The sequence below is a fragment of the Vibrio sp. MM46 genome (assembly GCF_027587135.1).
In the GTDB taxonomy this organism is placed as follows: Bacteria; Pseudomonadota; Gammaproteobacteria; order Enterobacterales; family Vibrionaceae; genus Vibrio; species Vibrio harveyi.
The window spans coordinates 57,902-81,524 of record NZ_JAPPTO010000010.1; the positions used below are offsets into that span (position 1 = coordinate 57,902).

The window sequence follows — 23,623 nt, forward strand, 5'->3', positions numbered from 1 at the left end:
GCAACAACGACATTAAGATAAATATAGTCAATGAGGTTTAGACATTGAGTGACCAATCAACCGTTGTCATTATCGAGGATGAATCTGCTATTGCCGACAACTTGATTCATGTATTGGAGATGGATGGCTACCACGTAGAGTGGTTTGCAACGGCAGGAGAAGGTTTCGCTTTTTTGCAGCACAATACCGCGGCTTTGCTTGTATTGGATGTTGGCTTGCCAGACGGCAACGGCTTTGAGCTTTGCAAAGCTATCCGTGAGTTTTCTGATATTCCAATTATCTTTCTCACCGCAAGAAGCGATGAAATTGACCGTGTAGTGGGCTTGGAGATTGGCGCGGATGATTACGTGACTAAGCCATTTAGCCCGCGTGAAATGCTGGCGCGCATTAAGCTTAGAATCAAAGCCAAAACGCCAATGATGGAGCACAAACCAGAGCCTGTGGCTGTTCCAGAACAACCTCAATTTAGCCACGGTTTGGTTGCGCAGAACTTTGATTATGGTGTCCGTGGACAAATGCTTGGGTTAACTGCGGTCGAATTTAAGATCCTCGATAAGCTGATCTCCGTCTCTTCTAATGTATTGAGTCGAGAGCAACTTATGATCGCGGCAGACATGGCGCCAGAGGCTGCGTACGAGCGCAATATCGATACTCATATCAAAGCTATTCGCTATAAGTTGAAGCCGTTTGGGATGTCTGAACGTATCTGTACCAAGCGTGGCTTTGGTTACTTCTACTGCATTAAAGGTGAATGATGAATCGCTGGCCGAAGATCCCGCTTGGACTCAGACTGTTTTTTCTCTACTTCATCTTAGTCGGGATGACGGCTTACATGGTGAGCAAAACTGTCGTCCAAGAACTTAAGCCAACCGTACGTCAAACCACTGAAGAGACGCTGGTAGATATGGCGAACTTACTCGCGGTATTGGCGGAAGAAGACGTCGCGAACGACAAGTTGTCTGAGAGTCGCTTCTCCAAACTGCTAGCGGCTTATGGGCAGCGAGAACCTCAAGCGCGCATTTGGGAAATTGGTAAAAAAGCGATTAACCATCGAATTTACATCACCGACAAACAAGGTATTGTGATTGCGGATTCTTGGCAGCAAGACGTAGGCAAAGACTACTCACAATGGAACGATGTGTATCTCACGTTGCGTGGTCAATACGGCGCGCGCAGTACCATCGAAGACCCGAAAGATCCGCTCTCAACCGTTATGCATGTTGCTGCGCCCATTTACCACAAAGGCGAAATCATTGGCAGCGTGACGGTGGCAAAATCCAATCGCTCAGTACAACCCTTCATCGATCTGTCTAAACGCAATGTGTTGTTTTGGATGGTGTGGATGAGTGGTTTAGTGCTTTTGGCAGGGGCATTGTTTGCTTGGCGAATTCACTCGGCACTGAACAAGCTAGAAGACTACGCGACCAAAATGGGTGAGGGCGAAAAGGTTTCTAAGCCAACATTTCGTATCTTTTATGAGTACGGCACGCTAAGCGACGCATTGGAGAAAATGCGCAACCAGCTCGATGGTAAACAGTATGTGGAAGAGTACGTACAGACGCTGACTCATGAGCTGAAAAGCCCGTTATCAGCGATTAAAGGCGCGAGTGAAATATTGCAAATGCCGTTGCCTGAAGAAAAGGTCGCGCGCTTTGCTGGCAACATTGAGCGAGAAAGCGACCGCATGCAGTCATTGATTGATAAGTTGCTCGAACTTGCTCGCCTTGAAAAGCGCCCCGAGTTAGAACAAGTCGAAGCTATCTCGCTAAAACAAATGGTCAATGAAGTGGTTGAATCGGCGGATGCGCGTTTGAGTGCTAAGTCGGTCACTGCCAACATCCAAATTGATGACCATCTCTCCGTGCTTGGTGATGCTTTCTTACTGAAACAAGCCGTTTTTAACTTGATGGACAATGCGCTGGATTTTGTTGATTCGGAGGGATGCATTGAATGGAAAGCTGAGGTCGCGAAAGAGAAAGTGTGCCTGTCGATTTTCAATTCAGGTCCTCACATTCCCGACTATGCAATGCCTCGTTTAACCGAGCGCTTCTACTCCCTCGCTCGGGAAAATGGTGTTAAGAGCACTGGGCTCGGACTGAATTTTGTTGAGCAAGTGATCAAACTGCACAAGGGTAAGTTGCAAGTCGAAAACGTCGATTCTGGCGTGAAAGTGACGCTGGTTTTACCAACTCCATAGAAACTCCACATTAGCTCCATTCGTTCTCCAAATTGCTGATTTAGATTACTCCCATCAGCAAATGGAGAATGAAACATGAAAAAGATCCTCAATAACCAACTCGGCACGAAGTTCGCATTCGTGCTGTTTTTGTTTGTCTTACTGCAAATCCCGCTTTCAATGGTCACTGGGCTGATCTCAGAACGCTCATATCGCCAAGATGAAGTCAGAAACGACATCGCACGCAGTAGCAGCGGCGAGCAGCGCATCATTGGTCCATTCATCATGGTTAACTACACCGAAACCAGTTACCGAGATGACAAAGTACAGATTAAAGAGCGTCGTAAATTCCTTTTACCCAGCACTTTTGATATGAGCGCGAATCTGGACAGTTTTGAAAAATACCGAGGTATTTACCGCGCGCGTTTATACAAAGCACAAGTAGCACTGAAAGGCACTTTTGATGCAGACGATCTCGCGGCGTTGCAGGGGCTTGATATTGAAAACATGAGCCTAGTGGTTGGCATTGAAGACAGCCGTGGATTGATTCGTTTGGATGACATGACCATGGCGAGCTCTGAAATCGAAGTCGCACCGGGAACGGGGTTAGATCAGTTACCACAAGGCTTCCACAGTGCTCTGACACTCGCAGACCTAAACGAAGAACAACCTCTGACGTTCGATCTTAACTTCTTACTGCAAGGTATGGGTCAGCTTCAAGTCACACCAATCGGCAGTCAAACAACGGTTGAACTCTCTTCAACTTGGGCGCATCCAAGCTTTATCGGTGATTACTTACCAGTGTCATCAGAAGTATCTGAAGATGGATTTAAAGCACAGTGGGCGAGCAATAACTTCTCTACCAATATCGCGCAGCTGTTCCAAAGCTGTTTGTCGTCGAATCACGCTTGTCACGAGCTTGAACAGCGACAAATGGGCGTAGATTTGATTGATCCCGTAGACCACTATTTGAAGTCTCACCGAGCCGTTAACTATTCATTGTTGGTTATTACATTAGTATTTGCGAGTTTCTTCTTACTGGAGCTATTCCAAGCGCGTCCGGTGCACCCAGTGCAATACGGCTTTATTGGTCTGGCTTTAGCGCTTTTCTATCTGTTGCTGATTTCGATGAGTGAACACCTCGGCTTCAACTGGGCATATGTGGTGTCAGCAGTCGCATCGACGGGGCTTTTAAGTGTGTACGTGAGCGGTATGTTGAGCAACACCAAACACGGCGCGATATTCGGAGCGTGTTTGCTCATTCTCTACGGATTGCTATTTGGCTTGCTACAAGCAGAGAGCTACGCATTGGTCATGGGGACATTACTGTGTTTCGCGATTTTGAGCTTCACTATGGTCATTACACGCAACATCGACTGGTACGCACGAAATAAGAAAGCAGAAGAAAGCGCAAAGGCGAATCATGAAGATGTTTAAACGAGCAATTCTCACTGGTCAGCCAAGCGATATGGTGGAAGAGACATCCGCTATCCACCTGCGATTATCTGCAAAAAATGGACTGAAAAGCTTGGTGTGTTTTATCGCATTAGTCGTTATTGCGCTCTATGTTCGAGACAACTTTATTCGTCCGACATTTGGTGATGTTCTCGTTGTGGTTTGGCTCTACTACTTTCTTGCAAGTTTGTTCTCCATGCCTGTTAACTGGCTGGTTTCACTGGTGGTGTTGATTGCGTTTGCCGTCGAGTTGGGGCAACTGCTTCAGGTCGCAGCTTGGCTTGGTATCGAATCTTCATCGCCTCTGGCTGTAATTTGGGGCGCCACATTTGATTGGAAAGATCTGCTGGCTTACTGCATCGGAGGTCTACTGTGTTGGTGGATAGAAAAGAAATGAAAGCCGAGATGAAAGCCATTGCTTTGCCAAGCCGACTTCGACATTCCAAACGAGGTATTCGTAAGAGGCTCAAAATCAGTTTACTCAAGCGCGTGTACCTTTGGTCACTGACTAATAGAGAGCTGCTGTAAACCTCACCTCTTTATATGAAATACAAAAGGGAATCTTAACTCACCGGCGCACAGGTGAGTTAAGACTACCTTTATTATTCATTGAGACGTCTAGCTGCTACTTTTAATTAGCTTTCAAATGAAAGTTTATCGCCGAACGTCTCTTTCCAGTCTTTATCGAACTGTTCAACCGCCGGTTTTACTGCTGGGTGAGCGAACATTTGTGCCGCCACATCGGTTGGCAATGTAATGGCTTCGATGCCCAGTTTCATCACTTCCATCGCTTGTTGAGTGTTCTTGAAGCTGGCTGCCAAAATCTTCGCTGGTAGTTGGTTTTGATCGAGCAGTAATTGAAGATCCGCGACCACTTCAACACCGTTGCCGTTCATCGCATCAATGCGGTTTACGTAAGGTGCTAGGTAGTCTGCACCGCACAGTGCTGCAAGGAAACCTTGTTGAGCTGAATAGATAGCGGTAGCAAGAACCTGAATTCCCTCTTTTTTCATTAGCTTAATTGCTGCTAATCCGGTTTCTGTGGCTGGCACTTTTACCACCATATCGTAAGGCAATTCATTCAGTTGGCGCGCTTCTGCCACCATACCTTCGACGGTTGAACTCACGACTTGAGCATGAAAGCGAGATGCACCGCCAAGTGCTTCTTGCATGCTTGCTAGGGTTTCATTCAGTCCCTGTTTTGACTTCGCCAAAATGCTTGGGTTTGTCGTCACGCCTTTTAGCGGTAGGCACTGGTTAAAGCGTTTTACTTCTGCCACATCAGCAGTATCTAAATAAAGTTCAATCATGGTTTCTACCTTAAACAAAATCTTCGTTTTGATGATGGGATCACTATAGATCTGACAATCGAACGAGATCTTGATTTCGATCAATTGAAGTTTCATTTGAAACTATAATAATTTCATTAAATGAAAGTTAAGTGAAACTTGTAAACGCTCAAATGAAGCTTTCAGTTCGAACAAAGAAAAGCTGTACATAAGACTCAACGAGCAAAGAAGCAAATTAGGTACACAGCGGTAGCACAGACCAAGAGGCAAGCAGAGATGTATTTCAATATCCAACGATTCTCTACCCATGATGGCGATGGCATTCGTTCCATTCTTTTTCTTAAAGGATGCAGCTTGTCTTGCCCTTGGTGTCAAAACCCAGAAAGTCGCAGCGAAAAGCATTCACTGCTGTTTGATCAGCGAAGCTGTATGGAAGGTTGCCAACTGTGCGTTTCTGCTTATCAAGCCACAACTCTAAACACTGCGGGTAGTGAAACGATGGGTGATGGTATTCAACGCATCGACAACCAGATCATCATCAATCGCAAAACCATCAAAGAAGACCAACTGATCGCGCTGCGAAACGTCTGTCCTACGCAAGCACTGACCGTCTGCGGTGAAGAGGCGAAATCAGACATGCTGTTCGACACCTTAATGAAAGACAAACCTTTCTACGACCAAAGCCAAGGTGGTGTGACCTTCTCCGGTGGTGAGCCACTCATGCAAGCGGATTTGGTGGCAGAACTCGCACAGCGTCTGCATGACAACCAAGTCTCTACCGCTATTGAATCGTGCATGCATGTGCCGTGGAAGAACGTCGAAAAAGCCGCGCCGCATATTGATTGCTGGTTGGCGGATTTAAAACATACCGATGAAGAGAAGTTTCTTAGCTGGGCGAAAGGTTCACTAAAACGCATCAAAGACAATTTCCGAAAACTGGCACCTATCGCGAAACGCATTGTGATTCGCGTTCCAGTGGTGCCGGGGTTCAATGACACCATCGAAGAGTTGAAAGACATCATCGATTTTGCGGCTTCACTAGAAAGCTGCCAAGAACTTCACTTGCTGCCGTACCACACGCTCGGCATCAATAAATACCGTTTGCTCGATATGCCTTACGAGTGTTCTGACAAGCCATTAAACAAACCAGAACTGCTAGAAAGCGCCATGCAATACGCAAGCGAAAACACCCAACTTAACGTGATTGTAAGAGGTTAACTATGGACCTGAATTACCTTCCTGAGCGTATCAAAGCGCACAAATCGGCACTGGTAAATATCGTAACGCCACCTGTCTGTACCGAGCGTGCAGAGGCATACACTCGTGCTTATCAAGCAAACGAAGACAAACCTGTGATTGTCCAACGTGCGCTAGCACTGCAAGAGCACTTACGCACTCGTACGATTTGGATTAAACACGATGAATTGATCGTCGGTAACCAAGCGAGCAAAGTACGCGCTGCGCCTATTTTCCCAGAATACACTGTACGTTGGATTGAAGCGGAAATTGATGAGCTAGCCGACCGCCCTGGTGCAGGCTTTGCTGTCACTGAAGAAGATAAGCAAAGTATTCACAGCATCACACCGTACTGGCGCGGTAAAACCGTTCAAGACCGTTGTTATGGCTTGTTCACTGATGAGCTGCAAGAAATCTTAGCCAGCACCATCATTAAAGCTGAAGGCAACATGACTTCGGGTGACGCGCACCTTGCGGTGGATAACGAGAAAATCTTGAAGCTAGGCATGAACGGCTTGCTAGAGGATGTTCGTCAGCACCGTGCTAAAAATGATGTTTCGACCTTTGAAGGCTTGAAGAAAGAGCAGTTCTATAAATCAGTCGAAATCGTACTGCTTGCGATTCAAGACCACATGGTGAGCTACGCTGAATTGGCGGCAAAAATGGCGTTAGAAGAGACACGCCCCCTACGCAAAGCTGAATTAGATAGCATTGCTGCAAACTGTCGTCATGTAGCAAGCCACGCACCAGAAAACTTCTGGCAAGCACTGCAATTGAGCTACTTTGTTCAGTTGATGCTACAAATCGAATCGAATGGTCACTCGGTTTCTTTCGGTCGTATGGACCAATTCCTAAACGAATTTTATGTTCGCGATATCGAAAACGGCGCGATTGAAAAAGACTTTGCACTAGAGCTTTTACAAAGCTGCTGGTTGAAGCTGCTTGAAGTAAACAAGATTCGCTCTGGCGCGCACTCAAAAGCCTCCGCAGGTTCTCCGTTGTATCAAAACGTCTGTATCGGCGGTCAGAAGTTGAATGAAAAGGGTGAGCCTGAAGACGCTGTGAATCCCCTTTCTTGGGCGATTCTGGAATCTTGTGGTCAGTTACGTTCGACGCAACCTAACTTGAGTGTGCGTTACCATGAAGGTTTAAACCAAGAATTCCTGATGGGCTGTGTTGAAGTGATTAAATGTGGCTTCGGCATGCCTGCTTTCAACAACGATGAGATTGTCATTCCTGAATTCATCAAGCTTGGCGTAGAGAAAGAAGACGCGTACAACTACGCATCTATCGGTTGTATCGAGACGGCGGTTCCGGGCAAATGGGGTTACCGTTGTACGGGCATGAGCTTCATTAACTTTGCTCGTATCCTGCTCGCTTCATTGAACGAAGGTGTGGATGCAACAACGGGTAAAGCTTTCTTGCCGCACGATAAGTCATTAGCAAAAGGCAACTTTGAGAACTTTGAGCAAGTAACGGCTTCTTGGGCAGAGCAAATCCGCTACTACACCCGCAAATCGATTGAGATTGATACAGTCGTCGACAGCGTACTTGAACAGCAAGCTCAAGACATCTTCTGTTCAACGCTAGTGGATGACTGTTTGGCTCGCGGTAAAACCGTGAAAGAGGGTGGTGCGAAATACGATTGGGTATCTGGCTTACAAGTCGGTATCGCAAACTTAGGTAACAGCCTAGCAGCCATCAAGCACCTTGTTTTCGATGATGCGCAAATCACCCAACCAGAGTTGGCAAAAGCATTGGCAGAAGATTTCGACGGCATGGAGAACGAGCAGCTTCGCCAACGTCTTATCAACTTTGCACCAAAATACGGTAATGATGATGACGCGGTAGACCAACTACTGGCAGACGCGTACCAAGTGTACATTGATGAGCTAGAACAGTTTGTTAATACGCGTCATGGGCGTGGTCCAATTGGCGGCGGTTACTACGCAGGTACATCAAGTATCTCGGCAAACGTCCCATTTGGTGCTTCAACCATGGCAACGCCAGACGGCCGCAAAGCGAAAACGCCATTGGCAGAAGGTGCAAGCCCGTCGTCTGGCTCAGACCGTTTAGGTCCAACAGCTGTGTACAACTCGGTCGGTAAGATCCAAGCGAATAAGATCCTTGGTGGCGTGCTGCTTAACCAGAAGTTAAGCCCGGCGGCGGTTGAGTCTGAAGGGGATAAGCTCAAGCTCTCTATGCTGATTCGCACCTTCTTCAACCACCACAAGGGTTGGCATGTGCAATACAACATCGTCTCTCGTGAGACCTTGCTAGCTGCGAAGAAGAACCCTGAACAATATCGTGATCTTGTTGTGCGAGTTGCAGGCTACTCAGCCTTCTTCACCGCGCTATCACCAGATGCTCAAGACGACATCATCGCACGTACCGAGCACGAGCTGTAAGTACACTCACTAAGTAAAACAAAAGGCACCAATCAGTGCCTTTTTCTATTTGAGCTGTATCGTGTTTAGTTGCATAACTGATTGATTAATTGAGTGGTTTCAATAGGGTGGGAGAAAATTAAAAAGAAGGGTAGAAGAACGGATGTTTTTACTCATCGCAATACTTGCAGGGGTAGCGGCGTTAATTTGGTTTTATCGAGAAGGGCAAGTCATTGGCTTGAACCGGATCCTCGGCATACTTTATTTTATTACTTACGCTGTGGTGTATTTGTACGTTCCACCATTTCTCGAAATGGGGCATCAATACATTGGCAAAACTTACGAGTTGATCCCCATTGCCTGTCTTTATGGCATTTTGCACCCAGACCCTGAGGAAGCAACGACTGAACAGAAGGCGATAAGCTTTTTTTCATGGTGTGGCTTGATCTTTATCAGCTGTTTCTTGTTGTATTTCAAAATGAATGTCTGGTGAGAAACTAAACACTAAGTTCAAGGAAGATAAATGAGTGTCAGTCACTACCTAAAAGAGCTACGCAGCAAAGTTGGTAATCAAGTATTAATGATCCCAGGTGTTGCTGCGGTGATCCTCAATCAAAACAACCAACTTCTGTTGCAAAAGAAATCTGATGGCAGTTGGAGCTTACCAGCAGGCATGATTGAACCAGGTGAGTCACCTTCGCAAGCTGTGATTCGAGAAGTAAGAGAAGAAACCGGACTCGCGGTTGAAGTTGAACGTGTGCTCGGTGTTTTTGGTGGAGAGGGATTTGGTTTTGCTTATCCAAACGGCGACCAAGTTGAATACACAGTGATCATGTTTAAGTGTCAACAAACGGGACAGTTTGCAGAAGGCTTAGATGAGGAGACGATCGAGCTGGCTTGGTTCTCGAGATCAGATATGCCGACACTTGCTTTGCCTTATCCTCTTGAGTGCTTATTTGCAGAAAACATCGACCCATTAGTTTCGTAATAATCATCGAACTAGAATGTATTTATCCTGTTGATTTTGTGAGAAAGATTATTGAGGCATTGAATGAAAACTGTCAGTATCCAACATTCGATGCTGATTATTCATTTGGCGTCATTGGTTGTTATTTATAAGCAGAGAAAAAATATGTTTAAAAAAGCTCTAGTTCTAGCTCTTCCTGTTGTATTAGCAGGTTGTTCCGCACCTAAATATACGGCTGAGCCGATTGCGCAGTCGAATCAAAGCAAAGAAATCACCATCGTAAAAGATAATGCGACAAGAGCAGTGTTCTTAGATTCTTTGCAAGAATGGTGCTTAGACACTGCGCGTAAATGTACAGTGGTCAGTGATGGCACTGCACCTAAGGCAGATGAACTGACGCTAACCTATGTGTCTCGCTGGAGTTGGGACTTTAGAACCTTTATTGCGGATGCAAAGATTAACGCTTATAAAAATGACCAGAAAGTTGGTCAAGTTGAATTTAAAGCACCAAACAATGGTAATTTGGACAAATTTGGTACAGATACCAAGCGTATCGAGTCGATGATTAAGATCTTATTTGGAGAGCAGACAATTAGCGATGCTCAACAGAAAATTAAATCTGGTGAAATCTAAATACATAGCTTAAGAACATAATGAAAGCTCAAAAGTAATGTCCTTCTTTTGAGCTTTATTTTTTGTGATATTTAAGCCTGAAAGATGGTGCTATATGGAAATAGTTAAAGCCAATCTCAGCCATTTTGAAGCGTTTGAACAGTATGTTGAAAAGTGTGCTCTGGCGGGAATGGAAATGTACATCATCGCCCAAAGTGACAGTGAAGCGTTGCTGAAGAAACGAATTGGATACTCGAAAGGCGAAGGCTTGCCGGAAGGTTGGACGCCGTCTTCGACATACTTCTGTATAGAGGAAGGGGTGATACTTGGTTCGATTCGGGTTCGTGATGGTAATAACGACTATCTTGAAAATGTGATAGGGCATATTGGTTACGAAACCGCGCCAGATGCTCAAGGCAAAGGCATCGCCACATTCATGTTGAATTGGGTGAAATTCGAGGTTATAGAAGACAGCGCTATCGTTACTTGTGATGTGAACAATACCGCATCAAGGCGCGTGATCGAAAAGGCGGGTGGCGAGTTTCTCAATACATTTTATTCAGAACAAGACCAATACGAAGTGCGCCGCTATCGATTGTCGGCAGAGTAAATTCATTGAGATGAACAAACGCCCTCGTGAATGAGGGCGTTTGTTATTGAGAATGTTCCAATATGAAGTGAGAAATTAGAACTCATCCTCTTCAAAGCGTCCTGCGTTCTCTAGCCATAAACCATTAATGACGCCAAAGGCGCAGGCGAGTAATACGCCAAGTACCCAACACATGTACCACATACTTGCCTCCTTAATAGAGCGATGAGCTGTTGCTGCGGATGTAGTTGTTATCCAAACGTCCGAACATTTTGTAGTAACACCATGCGGTGTAGCCCAAAATCACAGGAACAACGATGATGGCAACGATAGAGATAATGCCAAGCGTTTTCTTACTCGATGTGGCATCCCATAACGTTAAGCTGTGCGATGGGTTGATGCTTGACGGCATGATCATCGGAAACAAGGTGACGCCTGCCGTTAAGATGATGCAAGCAATCGCAATGCTCGACATAGTAAACGCCACCCCAGCACGGCGAGAGACGGTTGCCCAAAAGCACACGAGTAAGCTGGTTACCGCAGTGAAGGGAATCAGCCAAAGTTGTGGCATTTCGCTGAAGTTATGCAATAAGTCACCTGCAATACTCACCACTTGTTTGTTGAGTGGGTTTGATATGCCATCTTTTAGCATCGCGCCGATGATGATGTAACCTGATTGCGATGCCGCAAACAAACCACCGAACATAAACAACATCATGGTTGCACCCGCACCCCACAACGTAATGTTTTGTGCTCGTGCACGTAGATCATGTTTTGTCTTCATTTGAAGGAAAGCAGCACCTTGCGTCACCACCATGGTCAAACTCACCAAGCCACACAGAATTGGGAATGGAGTGAGCAAGTCAAAGAACCCACCTTGATAATCGAGCATCAGCAAGTTGTTTAACTCGAACGGTACGCCAACCAACAAGTTACCGAAGCCAACCCCAAAGATAATCGGTGGAATCACACCGCTGATGAACAAGGCGACATCACACACATTGCGCCATTGCGGATTATCGATTTTAGCTCGGTAATCCATACCAATAGGGCGCAACCAAAGGGATGCGAGTACCAAGAGCATGGCAATATAGAATCCGGAGAACGCTGCGGCGTATACCAAGGGCCATATCGCGAAGATGGCACCGCCAGCGGTGATCAGCCAAACTTGGTTGCCGTCCCAGTGCGGCGCGATAGCGTTAAGCATTACGCGGCGCTCTAGGTTCTTTTTCCCCATAACAGGGAGCAGCGCGGCTACCCCCATATCGAATCCGTCGGTGATGGTAAAACCAATCAACAGCACACCAACGATCGCCCAAGTAAATAGGCGTAGGTTTTCGTAATCAAACATAGTGCCTCCTTAGTGCTGATCAATCAGTTTGAATGTGTCGGATTGTTTGTCTTTTTTGTTGTTTTCTTCATGGTGATAGCGACCCGTTTTAAGCACGCTTGGTCCACGTTTGGCAAACTTCACCATCAAGAACATTTCTACAATCAAGAACGCTGTGTAGAGCACATAAACAAACCCGAGTGAAATCCAAATGTCACTTGGTGCGAGGTTAGATACTGCCATATTGACCGGAAGCACCTCACCAATTGCCCATGGCTGACGTCCATATTCAGCAACGAACCAACCTGCTTCACAAGCAATGAAAGGCAATGGAATCGCCCATAGTGCCGCTCTCAATAGCCAAGGGCTCGAACCTAATTTTCTGCGGCAGACTTGGACGAAAGACAAACCGATAATCGCGAACATCAATACCCCACAAGCCACCATGATTCGGAAGCTCCAGAACAGTGGTGCCACTTGAGGAATCGTGTCTTGCGCCGCTTGCTTGATTTGGCTTTCAGTCGCGTCGGTGACGTTCTCGGTGTATTTCTTCAATAGCAAACCGTAGCCGAGATCTTTCTTCATCTCATCGAATTGAGCGATGTTTTCAGGACTGTCGTTACCTGCGCGAAGTTCCTCTAGCATGCCGTAAGCTTGGATACCATCGCGGATACGATCTTCGTTCTGCGCCATCAGATCGCGTAAGCCCATCACTGGCTCATCCAGCGAGCGAGTCGCGATGATCCCCATTAGATATGGAATCTTAATGGCGTAGTCGGTTTCCATGGTTTCTTGGTTTGGTAAGCCAAATAGCGTGAACGAGGCAGGTGCTTCTTCGGTGTGCCACTCGGACTCAATTGCCGCGAGTTTTACTTGTTGAACATCACCAAGCTCGTAACCCGATTCATCACCCAGCATCAATGTCGACACAATCGCAGCCATGCCAAATGCTGACGCCACTGCAAACGATCGGCGAGCGAAAGAGATATCTCGACCTTTGAGTAAGTAGTAAGCACTGATGCCCATTACAAACAAAGCACCTGTGGTATAACCGGCAGCCACGGTATGAACAAACTTAACTTGCGTGACGGGGTTAAACACCACATCAGCAAAGTTGATCATTTCCATTCTCATGGTCTGGTAATTGAACTCTGCGCCGACTGGATTTTGCATCCAGCCGTTTGCCATCAAAATCCACAAGCCAGAGAAGTTAGAACCCAGAGCCGTCAGCCAAGTGACCGACAAGTGTTGGCGTTTTGATAATCGATCCCAACCGAAGAAGAACATGCCGACTAAGGTGGATTCGAGGAAGAAGGCAATCAAGGCTTCGATGGCAAGCGGTGCCCCGAAAATATCGCCCACATAGTGAGAGTAATACGCCCAGTTGGTACCAAATTGAAACTCCATGGTAAGACCGGTCGCCACGCCCACGGCAAAGTTAATCCCGAATAACTTACCCCAGAACTTGGTCATGTCCTTGTAGATGGTTTTCCCCGTCATGACGTACAAAGACTCCATAACGGCCAGCAAGAAAGACAAACCTATGGTCAGTGGGACGAATATAAAGTGGTAGAGTGCGGTACTAGCGAACTGAAACCGCGACAGATCAACGACATCTGCAAACATAAGGACTCCTTCCCGCTACCAGAGTAGCGGGTTAGATAAGGTTATTATTAGTCTGTTTAATTAAGCCTTAAAGCTTGGGTGCACTTGAATTACGCCTTTGCTGGTATGCGAGAGAAAGGTTTTCTCAACCAGTAATCCAAGCTTACATAGCGACCACCGCCGTAGAAGAACAGCACCAGCAACATCACAAAGTAGGTGGCTGCGAACTCCATACCGTTGTTGAGCATTACAGGGTCGCCCAATTCGGTGATGTAGTTGTATCGACCTGGGAAGTTGGTTGCTAACCATTCAATAAAGCCGTTCAAACGTACCGTTGCTTCCATGCCGCTGGTGGCGATGGCATCCCAACCGTGTTTCCAGTGCACCATTGCGCTCGCAACGCTCATCAAGAAAATCATCGGAATCGACATCACTCGGGTAAACAAACCCAAAGCGATACAAATACAGCCAAGCACTTCCGTACCTGCGGCAAGAAACGCTAACAACTCGGGAAATGGTAAGTTCAAACCTCCATCTGCGATGGACGCGCCAAACCACGCGACGGTGCCAGAGAAGCCCAGCACCTTAGAGCGAGCGCCAACAAAAATGACCGGAATGAGGTAGAGACGAATCGCAAGTAACGCTAAGTAATCGTATCTTTTGCATTTCTCGACGAGACCGTCGAACCAATTGAGGGCTGACTTAATCATAATTTTTCTCCTGAAGGGCGGACGCTGACGAGTCCTAGTTCACTGAAGTGTTGAGCCCACTCCATGAAACTGAATCTGGCGAGTTGCTGAGCAATCATTTGTTGTAGTTGCGCCAGAGTCAGGTTTGGTTGCTGTTGTAATAGCTGAATCAATGCGACATCTACTTCTCTGAGCTTTTGCGATATCACATGATGCTGTGAGTTCCGAAACACGCCATAAAATACAGGGTGACGCCTGTCAGTTAGGAAAGTCACGGAGTCTTGATGCAGCAAGAAAGGCACTTCGACCAGCTTTAATGTTGGGTTGAGTTGCAGCACTTGATTCTCTTCGAATATCGGATTCGAGGGTGAATTGAATGCTGCGACTAAGGTGTCAATTTCTACATTGAACGCCACCCATTCATATTCCAATAACGCCTTCTGATCGGCAGAGATGGAGCTGGAATCTTGATGCGCTTTCTGCTGCAAAAACTGAACAAACTCGGTGGCAATATGATGAAACTCAGGCTCGGACGCGCCATGCATCACCACAAAGTCATCCACCATGCGTTCAAGTTGTTCATCAGCGAACTGCGAAGAAAATAGAGGGAACGTATTCGCAACGACACCCAAGATGTTGTCGCGGATAAATTCGCTATATCGACACAGCGCATGCTGATTCATAGGCGTGCGAATTAGAGCCGTTAGGGACTCGGTTTGCGCGCGCATTTTGCTCGGAGGATTAAGCATTGAGCACCTCCTTACACAACACTTCGAGTGTTTGACTGAAATCCAAGATCTCGCCATGAATGCTGCGAAGCTCTTCAGCCAGAACAAGCAACGACGGCACATTGTGGTCGCGCTCAAGCAGTAAAGGTTTGCTGCCATGCACCGAGTAGGTGTAACGAGCCAGATCAATCACTTCATCAGGCACTGGCTTTCCATGGGTATCGAGCAAGAAGTCATCACGCTCTTTCAAGTGACCCGCAATGTGGTAATAACGAATCGCGTCGCTTGGTAAAGTACTCAGCATGTCGTAAGGGCAGAAATGATGATTTCGACTGTTGACGAACACATTGTTGATGTCGATAAGCAGCTCACATCCACTGCGGTCACTCACTTCAGCGATAAACTCGCCCTCTGGCATTTCATGTCCGTAATCGTGGTAGTAAGAGATATTCTCTAACGCCAATGGATGCTGAATAATGTCTTGCACGCGTTGAATGCGTTCGACCAAATACGGAATGTTCTCTTTATGTCGAGGGATCGGAAGCAGTTCATACAAATAGCCCTGATTGTCTCTAGAGAAACTCAGATGTTCGCTATAGATGTCGATATTAAATTCATCGAGAAAGCGTGCGACGTCTCGTACAAAAGACTCGTTTAACGGTTGGCAATCACCAATCGATAAGCTCAAGCCATGAGCGACAAGCGGATAATATTTCGCAATGTCTTGCAGCTGTTCACGTTTCAAGCCGCCAATATTCATCCAGTTTTCCGGTGCTAATTCGAGGAAATCGATATCTGGGTGCTCGGGCAACTGACACAGCAAATCAACGTGTTCGCTGCGCAGCCCAATCCCTTTTGATGTATCGGTTATTGTCCGCATACGCCACCTGTTACTTTGCTTTTGGTGAGTTTGATGGTTTCTTCTGAAGGGTTAATACCTTCGCCAGTCACGCCACATTTGCCGTCACGAGCGCGTACCAAGCGACCTTGTGGATCGTTCTTTAGTTCTTGTTTCTCAAAGCGTTTCTCTGTACCACATTTACCAGCCGCACACTTACCGCCATGTTGAGAGCTGGATTGAGCCTCTACGGGAGCTTCTGTGGGTGCATCGGCAAACGCCATGCCTGAGTTCAAAGTAATGACAGACGTCATCGCGATAGATAGAGCAAGTTTATTGTTCATGAGACATCTCCTTCGCTGCGCTCATTGGGTAGCTAGATAAATCGTGACCAGCAATAACTTGACCATGGTAGTACTCTTTAACGATCTTGATGGAAGCTGGTTTAAGTTTTAGACCTAAGCCCATCCAGTGGTTAAGCACCAAAAGTTTTGGATTCACTTCTGCGGCGATCTTGCCGACAACCGATGGCTTAGCGTGCATAAACGATGAGACTTCGTCGGCTTCTTCATGAATAGCTAATGGCATCAATAAGATGTCCGCACCTTTAGCGAAGTCGATGAAGTCAGGGTTACTGCCGTTTTGGTCAGCGGAAATCACCATCACGCCTTCGGCACTTTCGATTCGAAAAGCGAGACAAGGAACGTCGCCGTGTGGGATACCCAGTGCGTAAATGGTTAACCCATCTTGCTCATACACCTTGGTGCCTTGGGAAGTTTTGTATGGCACATCGGTAATGGTGACAGGGAACAAGCCATCGCTGCCATCAAACAAACCGTTCAAATATGCGTACGCGCCTTCATCACCGTCGAAAAGCGCTTTCATGTAACCAGTCAAGCTAGGAAATGCAGAGCCCGCTTCTGGACCCGCGATATCGAGAGGATCTTCACGATCAAAGAAGTACCCCCCTTTTAGCAGGGCTGGAACGTCGGCAACGTGGTCGGTGTGAAAGTGACTTAAACCAAGGAAATCTAAGTCTTCCAGTTTGCCGCCCGCCTGCCCAAAACGCAGATAGACACCACCACCGGCATCGATCATCACGCGTGATTTTCCTTTCCACCAAACCAGTTCACCAGACGAGGCACGAAGGTCATCAGAGATTGGTCCGCCAGAACCAAGAAGTTGCAAAGTAAAATCTTTGTCTAGCGGTTCGAGAGAGAGTGCGTAACTGTTGGCGGCTCCGAGAGATAACCCCAGAGCCAGCACTAACGCTTTTAAAGGCTGTTTCATATCAAATACCTATGAGTTTGATTTTTCTTATTTATTTCCTTTGGGTGAGCATCCAAAGAAGTGTTGAAGAGGCAGGAAAAACGATTTGTTTTTGATGTCCGTCAAAGCACGGGAATAAGATATCCAATATGAATGGTTAATTATATCTAGTAATTTTAAAGTTTCGTTCAGGTAAATTGAACGTTATTGGTTTGAGCTGAACAAGCATCAGAATGTAAAAAGGCACCGTGAAAGGTGCCTTTTATTTGTGTTTTGCAAGAACAATCAGGGCATGCATTGTCGCTTTACAATGAAACCGATAAGCTGTTTGACACCTTGCCAAAATCGCAATGTTAGGAAGCGCATCATGGATCTCGATATCTACCAAGTGGACTCTTTCACCACCGAACCTTTCAAAGGAAACCCTGCCGGAGTTTGCCTTTCACAAGAACCTTTACCAGAAGCATTGATGTTCTCTATCGCTGAAGAAATGGCGGTATCAGAAACCGCTTTTCTCTGTTTGAAAGACATGCGACTGCGTTGGTTCACACCTAAAGTCGAAGTGGCGCTATGCGGTCATGGCACATTAGCTACAGCGCAAATCTTAAAAGAACAAGGATTAGCAAAGGTTGGCGATACCATTGCCTTTCAAACCCTCTCAGGTGAGTTACATGCAAAAGTAAACCAGTCGACGATTGAGCTCGATTTTCCTGCTACTCAGTTTGAAGTGGATGTTGAACAAGACATCGCATTGCTAGCAGGACTTGGATTGAAAGCGGAGCAAGTGGTTTCTTATGCTCAATTTGACAGCAAAGGCTTTATTGAAGTCGACAATGAAAAAACCGTGTTGGAACTCGAGCCTAACTTTGACGCATTAAAGAACATTCAAGGGCGTGGTGTGGTGGTAACTGCTCAATCGAATTCTCCGGATCTCGACTTTATCTCGCGTTACTTCGCCCCCTGGGTGGGCGTGAATGAAGATCCTGTCACAGGCTCAGCCCATTGCGCACTGACTCAGTTTTGGTCGCAAAAACTCGGTCAAAACCAGTTCCGCGTTTATCAAGCCTCAGCCCGCGGTGGCCATTTACAAACCGAATTGCTTGAAAACGGACGCATTAAACTGATTGGCTCTGCAAAGACGGTAATCAGCGGAAAACTAAAGGTATAACGCGATGAAACAATCCGTTATCCATATTGCTTTGGTCGTAAAAGATTACGATGAAGCGATAGACTTTTATGTGAATAAGCTGAAGTTTGAGCTGGTGGAAGATACGTACCAACCAGAACAAGATAAGCGCTGGGTTGTGGTTTCTCCACCGGGTTCTAATGGTGTGACATTATTGCTAGCCAAAGCGTCTAAGCCAGAGCAGCATGACTTCATCGGTAATCAAACTGGTGGACGGGTATTCCTATTCTTGAACACCGATGACTTCTGGCGCGACTACAACCGAATGGTAGAGCAGGGCATTCAGTTTGTTCGCCCGCCAACGGAGCAGGACTACGGCACAGTCGCTGTATTTGAAGATCTCTATGGCAACCTGTGGGACTTGCTAGAGATGAGTCCAAGCCACCCAATGGCTTCGCGTTCATAGATTCATACTAATTGATATTAACAGCGTCTTTCGGGACGCTTTTTTGTTTTGGGCATTTGCCCCTTCCGTTTCTTCCCAATGTGCTTCACTTTGCTTATCAGCTTAATTCTCAAATTGATAATGGTATTTCAGTCAATATAACTTGTTGTTTTTAAATAAGGTATTTTCGGCATCATATTTGCGTTAACCCTCTACGACCAACGATTCAGTTGATGAGGGGAATAATATGAAAGCAGGGAAACTTATTGCGCTAACCAGTTGTTGCGTATCGATGTCCGGATACGCACTCACTACCAGTGATTTATCGTTCGAATCAGGCAGCGACAATTCAAATTACACCATCAAGGGTAAACCACTTGAGACCATTTCTATTGCGGATACTTTGCCTCAAGATACCCTGACGAATGTCTATTCGATGCTGCCAGAAGGTACTTACGTCAATACCGCATTTATCGCGCCGGACCGTTATTCTAATATCGACATCGATGATGAACTCAACGGTGCGGATTATGCGACAGCGTCTGTCACTTTTTTAAACGAAGGGGCTGGGTATCGTAATTCTCTCGGGTATTTTGTTTATGACACTGACAACCCGCCAGCAAGCAAAGACGATATTGTCACTCATATGGTTATCTTCCCGAACGCATCCAAAGCGCCTGATGGGGATATGCAAGAAGGGGACACGATTGAACTTGATGTTCAACTGACCGCAGGACAAACCTTAGCTTTCTTTGTTATTCCAAATGGTTGGAGTGCAAGTACTTACAATAACATTCCGTATCTTGGTCCCTGGAATACGCCTTTCTACAGTCTATCCAGCTTGAATCCAGAAACGACCGCTAATTACCGTCGCCACAATGTCGCGTTCTTGGATACTGAGAACGAATTTTTAGTGCTTGGTTTTGAAGACATTCGCCGTCCAAGTGGTGATAACGACTTCAATGATTTGATCTTTACTGTGGATATTTCACCTTTCTCGGCGGTAGATGGCGTGAATACCGATGGCACGACCGACTCGAAATACGAAGTCTTGGTTCAAGAAAATGATCCGGAAGTCACAGTCACATCAGTTTACCCAAGCTCTGATACTTACGCGACGATGGCGTTCGAAGATCGCTGGCCGTTAATGGGTGACTACGACTTCAACGATGTGGTGTGGCGCTATCGTGTAACCGAACTTTTGAATGGTCAACGTGAATTAAAGACCATTACCGTCGATTACACCCTGCAAGCCATGGGGGCAGGCTATTCCAATGGTTTTGCCGTGAAGCTCCCTAATGTGGATTCGTCCAACGTGGCATCAGTAACGGTGACCAAAAATGGTCAAGCGGTGGAACATACGGTGCTTCAATCTGGTAGTGAAACAGTGTTGGTGGTATCTGAGAACTTAAGAGCGGAACTGGATGCACTCGGCGTTTTGACATCAGGTTGTACTTATTATCGTACTCAGAGCAATTGTTTGAATCAGCAAGCGACCGATATTCTCAGCTACCAAATGGTGGTTGAACTGACCACGCCAGTCGCACGAGACCAAGTCGGCTACCCGCCTTATGACTCATTCATCTTTGCGGCAGAAGGCACGTACCACGGTGACTTTGTCGCAACCTTCCCGGGGATGACGTGGCAAACCCACCTTAAGTCGTTTTCTGGCACAAGCGAGATGAATAACGCTTTGTACAACTTGCATGACGATGACACGGGCGGTTCAGAATACTTCCTAACCAGTAACAATATGCCTTGGGCAATCAACATTCGTGATGAATGGGATCACCCAACCGAGAATACTGACATCAGTCACGCCTACACAGGATTCCCAACATGGGTAACCAGCAGTGGTGAAACGGATACTGATTGGTACAAGACGGCAGCCAGCGGCAAAGCTATCTCAGCAACGGAATAACAAGGAGCATCACATGAATACTTCGACAAAACTACTGACCATCATGTTTGCTTCAACCTTAATCGCTGCTTGTGGAGGCGGGGGCGGTGGCGGTTCTTCTACGCCAGCACCAACACCTGTTGCTGACGAGGTTGATGATACGCAAGACATTGTGGCGCAGCGCGACTTTTCTTTTGATATTGGTGAGACGATTACTCTGTCCATGAACTACCAAGGCTCTGCTGATGGTGCATTACACCTCTATACTAAAGCGGCATTTACCACTGAGAATGGGGATGTGATCGCGGACCCTATGTCACGGATCACAACAGTCTACCCAACGCGAACCAGCCAGGTTGAGTTGGAGGTGAATGGCAATTGGACCAAGTTGTACGCACAATGGGTGCCAATGAGCGCTAGTGAATCTGAGAAGAACTGGGTGATTTCGCTGAACCAATCCAACAACAATTACCATCTCGATTTTTAATCCAAGATATTGTCAGTAAGCAAAGCGTGGCGAAAGTTGCGCTTTGTTTTTGATAAAAATCCTTCGCAACATTAGCGTGATCTATATCACCTATTGAACGAATCAGATAGAATGGCGTCCACTTTCAATATGCCCTTTTCTAACCGTATCTCGAAAGTGATTTAACAACTTGTTATTTAAAAGAAATTTCCTTCGAGGACGCCGCTATCATTAGTACAAACAATATCACCATGCAATTTGGTGCCGAGCCACTGTTCGAAAATATCTCTGCTAAATTTGGCAACGGCAACCGTTATGGTCTGATTGGCGCAAACGGCTGTGGTAAGTCGACATTTATGAAAATCCTGAGCGGAGCATTAGCGCCAAGCTCGGGCAACGTTTCTATTACTCCGGGGCTGAAACTGGGCGTATTGAGCCAAGATCAGTTTGCGTTCGAGCAATACAGTGTGATTGATGCTGTGATCATGGGCGACCGCAAGCTTTGGGAAGTGAAGCAGGAACGTGACCGCATCTACTCATTGCCTGAAATGAGTGAAGAAGATGGTATGAAAGTCGCTGAGCTTGAAAGTGAGTTCGCAGAAATGGATGGCTACACAGCAGAAAGCCGTGCTGGCGATATTTTGCTGCAAGCGGGTATTGAAGAAGAACTGCATTTTGGTTTGATGCAACAAGTTGCTCCGGGCTGGAAGCTGCGCGTGCTTTTGGCGCAAGCTCTGTTTGCAAACCCAGATATTTTGCTGCTTGATGAACCAACCAACAACTTGGACATTCACACCATCAACTGGTTGGCAGAAGAGTTGAACCAACGTAAGTGTACGATGATCATCATCTCGCACGACCGTCACTTCTTAAACTCTGTGTGTACTCACATGGCAGATATCGATTATGGCGAACTGCGCATTTACCCTGGTAACTATGAATACTTCCTTGAGGCATCTGGTCTTCGTCGTGAGCAACTATTGGCTTCTAATGCGAAGAAAACGGCTGAAATCAATGAACTGCAAGAATTCGTAAACCGTTTTGGTGCGAATGCATCGAAAGCGAAACAAGCCAGCTCTCGCGCGAAGAAGATGGAAAAAATCCAACTCGATGAAGTGAAAGCAAGTAGCCGTGTTAGCCCATCGATTGATTTCGGTGAGGGCAAAAAACTGCATCGTTTAGCATTGGAACTGCAAGACCTTGGTCACTCCTTTGGTGATGAGCTGTTGTTTGAAAAAGGCAATTTGTTACTTGAAGCGGGCACTCGCCTTGCGATCATCGGTGAAAACGGTGTGGGTAAAACCACTTTGCTGCGTTGCCTAGTGAACGAATTAGAGCAAACTCAGGGCGTAGTAAAATGGTCTGAAAACGCTTCGATTGGTTACTGCCCACAGGACAGTAGCGCGGACTTCGATAATGATCTGACCATCTTTGAGTGGATCTCACAATGGCGTACCGTGAAGCACAATGACCTAATGGTGCGTGGCATTCTAGGTCGCTTGCTGTTCACCGCTGACGATGCCAACAAAAAAGCGAAAAACTGCTCAGGTGGTGAGAAGAACCGCCTGCTGTTTGGTAAGCTAATGATGCAAGACATCAACGTTTTGGTGATGGATGAGCCAACCAACCACATGGATATGGAAGCGATTGAAGCGTTAAATAGCGCGTTAAAAGACTACACTGGCACTTTGATTTTTGTTAGTCATGACCGTGAGTTCGTATCGTCATTGGCGACTTCAATCATTGATGTAAAAGACAAACAGTTGGTGAGTTTCCAAGGTACATTTGAAGAGTACATGGCACACCAACAAAAGGTGCTTAGCGCTGCGTAACCAAGAGCCAGCGCCGATCATTGTGAATACTTGGATGTAAAGTTCGTCTTTGAGACGAAGAATACAACAGATTATTCGCAATAGTGATTTAATCTAAACCTAATAGAGGTAAGGTGGTGAGTATAACGCTCGCCACTCACAATTAAGGAGCCGTTCATGAGCCATGAATTTATGACCGACGAAGAACGTATTGAACTGCAGAAAAACAACCCTCTGCACGGTCTTAAATTAGAAGACATGTTGCAGCAGCTTGTTGACCATTACGGTTGGGAAATCCTCGACACAGCAATGCGTATGAACTGTTTCAACACCAAGCCAAGCATTGCGAGCAGTGTTAAATACCTGAAGAAAACAGAATGGGCTCGCGAGCGTGTAGAGAACTTCTACCTATACCGTTACAAGCGCATGCCAAAGGCGTCGGAATACGAGTATAACCTGCCACCACGTGCACGTACTTTCCGTCATGGATTGGAGCCGCGTGAACCAATGGAACTGACGGTTGAATCGATTCTGGCTTCACAAGCAAAGGCTGCGTCTGCGCACAAAGAGCGTTCAGCAAAGCAACGCTCAGATCGTGCTCGCTTTAATAACCGCCGTCGATAAACTTTCAATTCTCTTGTTCTTGTAGGCTTGATGCTTAGGGTCTGTTGACCTTTCGCGGTTAAATTTTGTTCGAGATAAAAT

25 protein-coding genes are annotated in these 23,623 nt (G+C 46.4%); 16 read left to right on the forward strand and 9 right to left on the reverse strand.

The annotated features are described in order from the left end of the window. Nucleotides 1-44: 44 nt before the first annotated feature. The 4 genes from OH459_RS12930 (at nucleotide 45) to OH459_RS12945 (ending at nucleotide 4,028) form a co-directional block, all read left to right on the forward strand. The gene (locus OH459_RS12930) at nucleotides 45-755 is read left to right on the forward strand and encodes a response regulator (RefSeq protein WP_269987021.1); all 711 of its coding nucleotides are present in this window, start codon (nucleotides 45-47) and stop codon (nucleotides 753-755) included. Next, nucleotides 755-2,197 carry a two-component system sensor histidine kinase CreC gene (creC, locus tag OH459_RS12935; RefSeq protein ID WP_269987155.1) on the forward strand — a complete coding sequence of 481 codons (1,443 nt, stop codon included), beginning with the start codon at nucleotides 755-757 and terminating at the stop codon, nucleotides 2,195-2,197. Before OH459_RS12930 ends, creC begins: the two co-directional genes overlap by 1 nt. A 75-nt stretch (nucleotides 2,198-2,272) precedes the next feature. Then, on the forward strand, nucleotides 2,273-3,613 hold the full coding sequence (gene creD / locus OH459_RS12940) for a cell envelope integrity protein CreD (RefSeq protein WP_269987023.1): 1,341 nt from the start codon (nucleotides 2,273-2,275) through the stop codon (nucleotides 3,611-3,613). Further along, the gene (locus OH459_RS12945) at nucleotides 3,600-4,028 is read left to right on the forward strand and encodes a ribosomal maturation YjgA family protein (protein ID WP_269987025.1); all 429 of its coding nucleotides are present in this window, start codon (nucleotides 3,600-3,602) and stop codon (nucleotides 4,026-4,028) included. The genes creD and OH459_RS12945 overlap by 14 nt, the downstream gene beginning before the upstream one ends. 238 nt (nucleotides 4,029-4,266) lie before the next feature. On the opposite strand, the gene OH459_RS12950 is transcribed toward OH459_RS12945, so the two are convergent. Continuing rightward, a complete protein-coding gene (locus OH459_RS12950; protein WP_269987026.1) occupies nucleotides 4,267-4,941 on the reverse strand; it encodes a fructose-6-phosphate aldolase in 675 nt (224 codons plus the stop codon). A 255-nt stretch (nucleotides 4,942-5,196) separates the two neighbouring features. Between OH459_RS12950 and OH459_RS12955 the strand changes: the two genes are divergently transcribed. The 6 genes from OH459_RS12955 (at nucleotide 5,197) to OH459_RS12980 (ending at nucleotide 10,732) form a co-directional block, all read left to right on the forward strand. Then, nucleotides 5,197-6,138: a glycyl-radical enzyme activating protein gene (locus OH459_RS12955; protein ID WP_050934778.1), complete on the forward strand. Its 942-nt coding sequence runs from the start codon at nucleotides 5,197-5,199 to the stop codon at nucleotides 6,136-6,138. A gap of 2 nt (nucleotides 6,139-6,140) precedes the next feature. After that, nucleotides 6,141-8,564, forward strand: coding sequence for a formate C-acetyltransferase/glycerol dehydratase family glycyl radical enzyme (locus tag OH459_RS12960; RefSeq protein ID WP_269987028.1), 2,424 nt, complete (start codon nucleotides 6,141-6,143; stop codon nucleotides 8,562-8,564). A gap of 142 nt (nucleotides 8,565-8,706) precedes the next feature. Continuing rightward, nucleotides 8,707-9,036 (forward strand): hypothetical protein, encoded by a 330-nt coding sequence (locus OH459_RS12965; protein WP_050903551.1) that lies wholly within the window; start codon nucleotides 8,707-8,709, stop codon nucleotides 9,034-9,036. 30 nt (nucleotides 9,037-9,066) lie between these two features. After that, nucleotides 9,067-9,531, forward strand: a complete 465-nt coding sequence (locus OH459_RS12970) for an NUDIX domain-containing protein (protein ID WP_269987030.1) — start codon at nucleotides 9,067-9,069, stop codon at nucleotides 9,529-9,531. A 144-nt stretch (nucleotides 9,532-9,675) separates the two neighbouring features. Next, entirely contained in the window at nucleotides 9,676-10,143 is a 468-nt protein-coding gene (locus OH459_RS12975) for an Sbal_3080 family lipoprotein (RefSeq protein ID WP_009697960.1), read from the forward strand. Between the two features lie 94 nt (nucleotides 10,144-10,237). Beyond that, the gene (locus OH459_RS12980) at nucleotides 10,238-10,732 is read left to right on the forward strand and encodes a GNAT family N-acetyltransferase (protein WP_269987032.1); all 495 of its coding nucleotides are present in this window, start codon (nucleotides 10,238-10,240) and stop codon (nucleotides 10,730-10,732) included. 75 nt (nucleotides 10,733-10,807) lie between these two features. On the opposite strand, the gene cydX is transcribed toward OH459_RS12980, so the two are convergent. The 8 genes from cydX to OH459_RS13020 form a co-directional block, all read right to left on the reverse strand. Further along, on the reverse strand, nucleotides 10,808-10,915 hold the full coding sequence (gene cydX, locus OH459_RS12985) for a cytochrome bd-I oxidase subunit CydX (RefSeq protein ID WP_005453120.1): 108 nt from the start codon (nucleotides 10,913-10,915) through the stop codon (nucleotides 10,808-10,810). 10 nt (nucleotides 10,916-10,925) lie between these two features. Next, nucleotides 10,926-12,062, reverse strand: coding sequence for a cytochrome d ubiquinol oxidase subunit II (gene cydB / locus OH459_RS12990; RefSeq protein ID WP_269987034.1), 1,137 nt, complete (start codon nucleotides 12,060-12,062; stop codon nucleotides 10,926-10,928). Between the two features lie 9 nt (nucleotides 12,063-12,071). Next, nucleotides 12,072-13,667 (reverse strand): cytochrome ubiquinol oxidase subunit I, encoded by a 1,596-nt coding sequence (locus OH459_RS12995; RefSeq protein ID WP_029788295.1) that lies wholly within the window; start codon nucleotides 13,665-13,667, stop codon nucleotides 12,072-12,074. Nucleotides 13,668-13,756: 89 nt separating this feature from the next. Then, on the reverse strand, nucleotides 13,757-14,356 hold the full coding sequence (locus OH459_RS13000) for an HvfX family Cu-binding RiPP maturation protein (protein ID WP_269987036.1): 600 nt from the start codon (nucleotides 14,354-14,356) through the stop codon (nucleotides 13,757-13,759). Then, nucleotides 14,353-15,084: an HvfC/BufC family peptide modification chaperone gene (locus OH459_RS13005; protein ID WP_239968670.1), complete on the reverse strand. Its 732-nt coding sequence runs from the start codon at nucleotides 15,082-15,084 to the stop codon at nucleotides 14,353-14,355. The genes OH459_RS13000 and OH459_RS13005 overlap by 4 nt, the downstream gene beginning before the upstream one ends. After that, nucleotides 15,077-15,943, reverse strand: a complete 867-nt coding sequence (locus tag OH459_RS13010) for a DUF692 domain-containing protein (protein ID WP_009697954.1) — start codon at nucleotides 15,941-15,943, stop codon at nucleotides 15,077-15,079. The genes OH459_RS13005 and OH459_RS13010 overlap by 8 nt, the downstream gene beginning before the upstream one ends. Further along, nucleotides 15,931-16,245 (reverse strand): hypothetical protein, encoded by a 315-nt coding sequence (locus OH459_RS13015; RefSeq protein ID WP_005453102.1) that lies wholly within the window; start codon nucleotides 16,243-16,245, stop codon nucleotides 15,931-15,933. The genes OH459_RS13010 and OH459_RS13015 overlap by 13 nt, the downstream gene beginning before the upstream one ends. Continuing rightward, nucleotides 16,235-17,191, reverse strand: a complete 957-nt coding sequence (locus OH459_RS13020) for an MBL fold metallo-hydrolase (RefSeq protein ID WP_009702263.1) — start codon at nucleotides 17,189-17,191, stop codon at nucleotides 16,235-16,237. The genes OH459_RS13015 and OH459_RS13020 overlap by 11 nt, the downstream gene beginning before the upstream one ends. Nucleotides 17,192-17,537: 346 nt before the next feature. On the opposite strand from OH459_RS13020, the gene OH459_RS13025 reads away from it, so the two are divergent. The 6 genes from OH459_RS13025 to OH459_RS13050 all read left to right on the forward strand — a co-directional run bounded on the left by OH459_RS13025 (nucleotide 17,538) and on the right by OH459_RS13050 (nucleotide 23,542). Next, nucleotides 17,538-18,338, forward strand: coding sequence for a PhzF family phenazine biosynthesis protein (locus OH459_RS13025; protein ID WP_269987041.1), 801 nt, complete (start codon nucleotides 17,538-17,540; stop codon nucleotides 18,336-18,338). Nucleotides 18,339-18,342: 4 nt separating this feature from the next. Further along, nucleotides 18,343-18,762 (forward strand): VOC family protein, encoded by a 420-nt coding sequence (locus OH459_RS13030; RefSeq protein WP_269987042.1) that lies wholly within the window; start codon nucleotides 18,343-18,345, stop codon nucleotides 18,760-18,762. A 226-nt stretch (nucleotides 18,763-18,988) separates the two neighbouring features. Then, nucleotides 18,989-20,662: an LruC domain-containing protein gene (locus tag OH459_RS13035; RefSeq protein WP_050904209.1), complete on the forward strand. Its 1,674-nt coding sequence runs from the start codon at nucleotides 18,989-18,991 to the stop codon at nucleotides 20,660-20,662. 13 nt (nucleotides 20,663-20,675) lie between these two features. Next, nucleotides 20,676-21,128 carry a hypothetical protein gene (locus OH459_RS13040; RefSeq protein WP_005453079.1) on the forward strand — a complete coding sequence of 151 codons (453 nt, stop codon included), beginning with the start codon at nucleotides 20,676-20,678 and terminating at the stop codon, nucleotides 21,126-21,128. A gap of 206 nt (nucleotides 21,129-21,334) precedes the next feature. Then, nucleotides 21,335-22,939, forward strand: coding sequence for an ABC-F family ATPase (locus tag OH459_RS13045; RefSeq protein WP_078609968.1), 1,605 nt, complete (start codon nucleotides 21,335-21,337; stop codon nucleotides 22,937-22,939). A gap of 171 nt (nucleotides 22,940-23,110) precedes the next feature. Then, a complete protein-coding gene (locus OH459_RS13050; protein ID WP_005436283.1) occupies nucleotides 23,111-23,542 on the forward strand; it encodes a VF530 family DNA-binding protein in 432 nt (143 codons plus the stop codon). Nucleotides 23,543-23,623 lie beyond the last annotated feature (81 nt).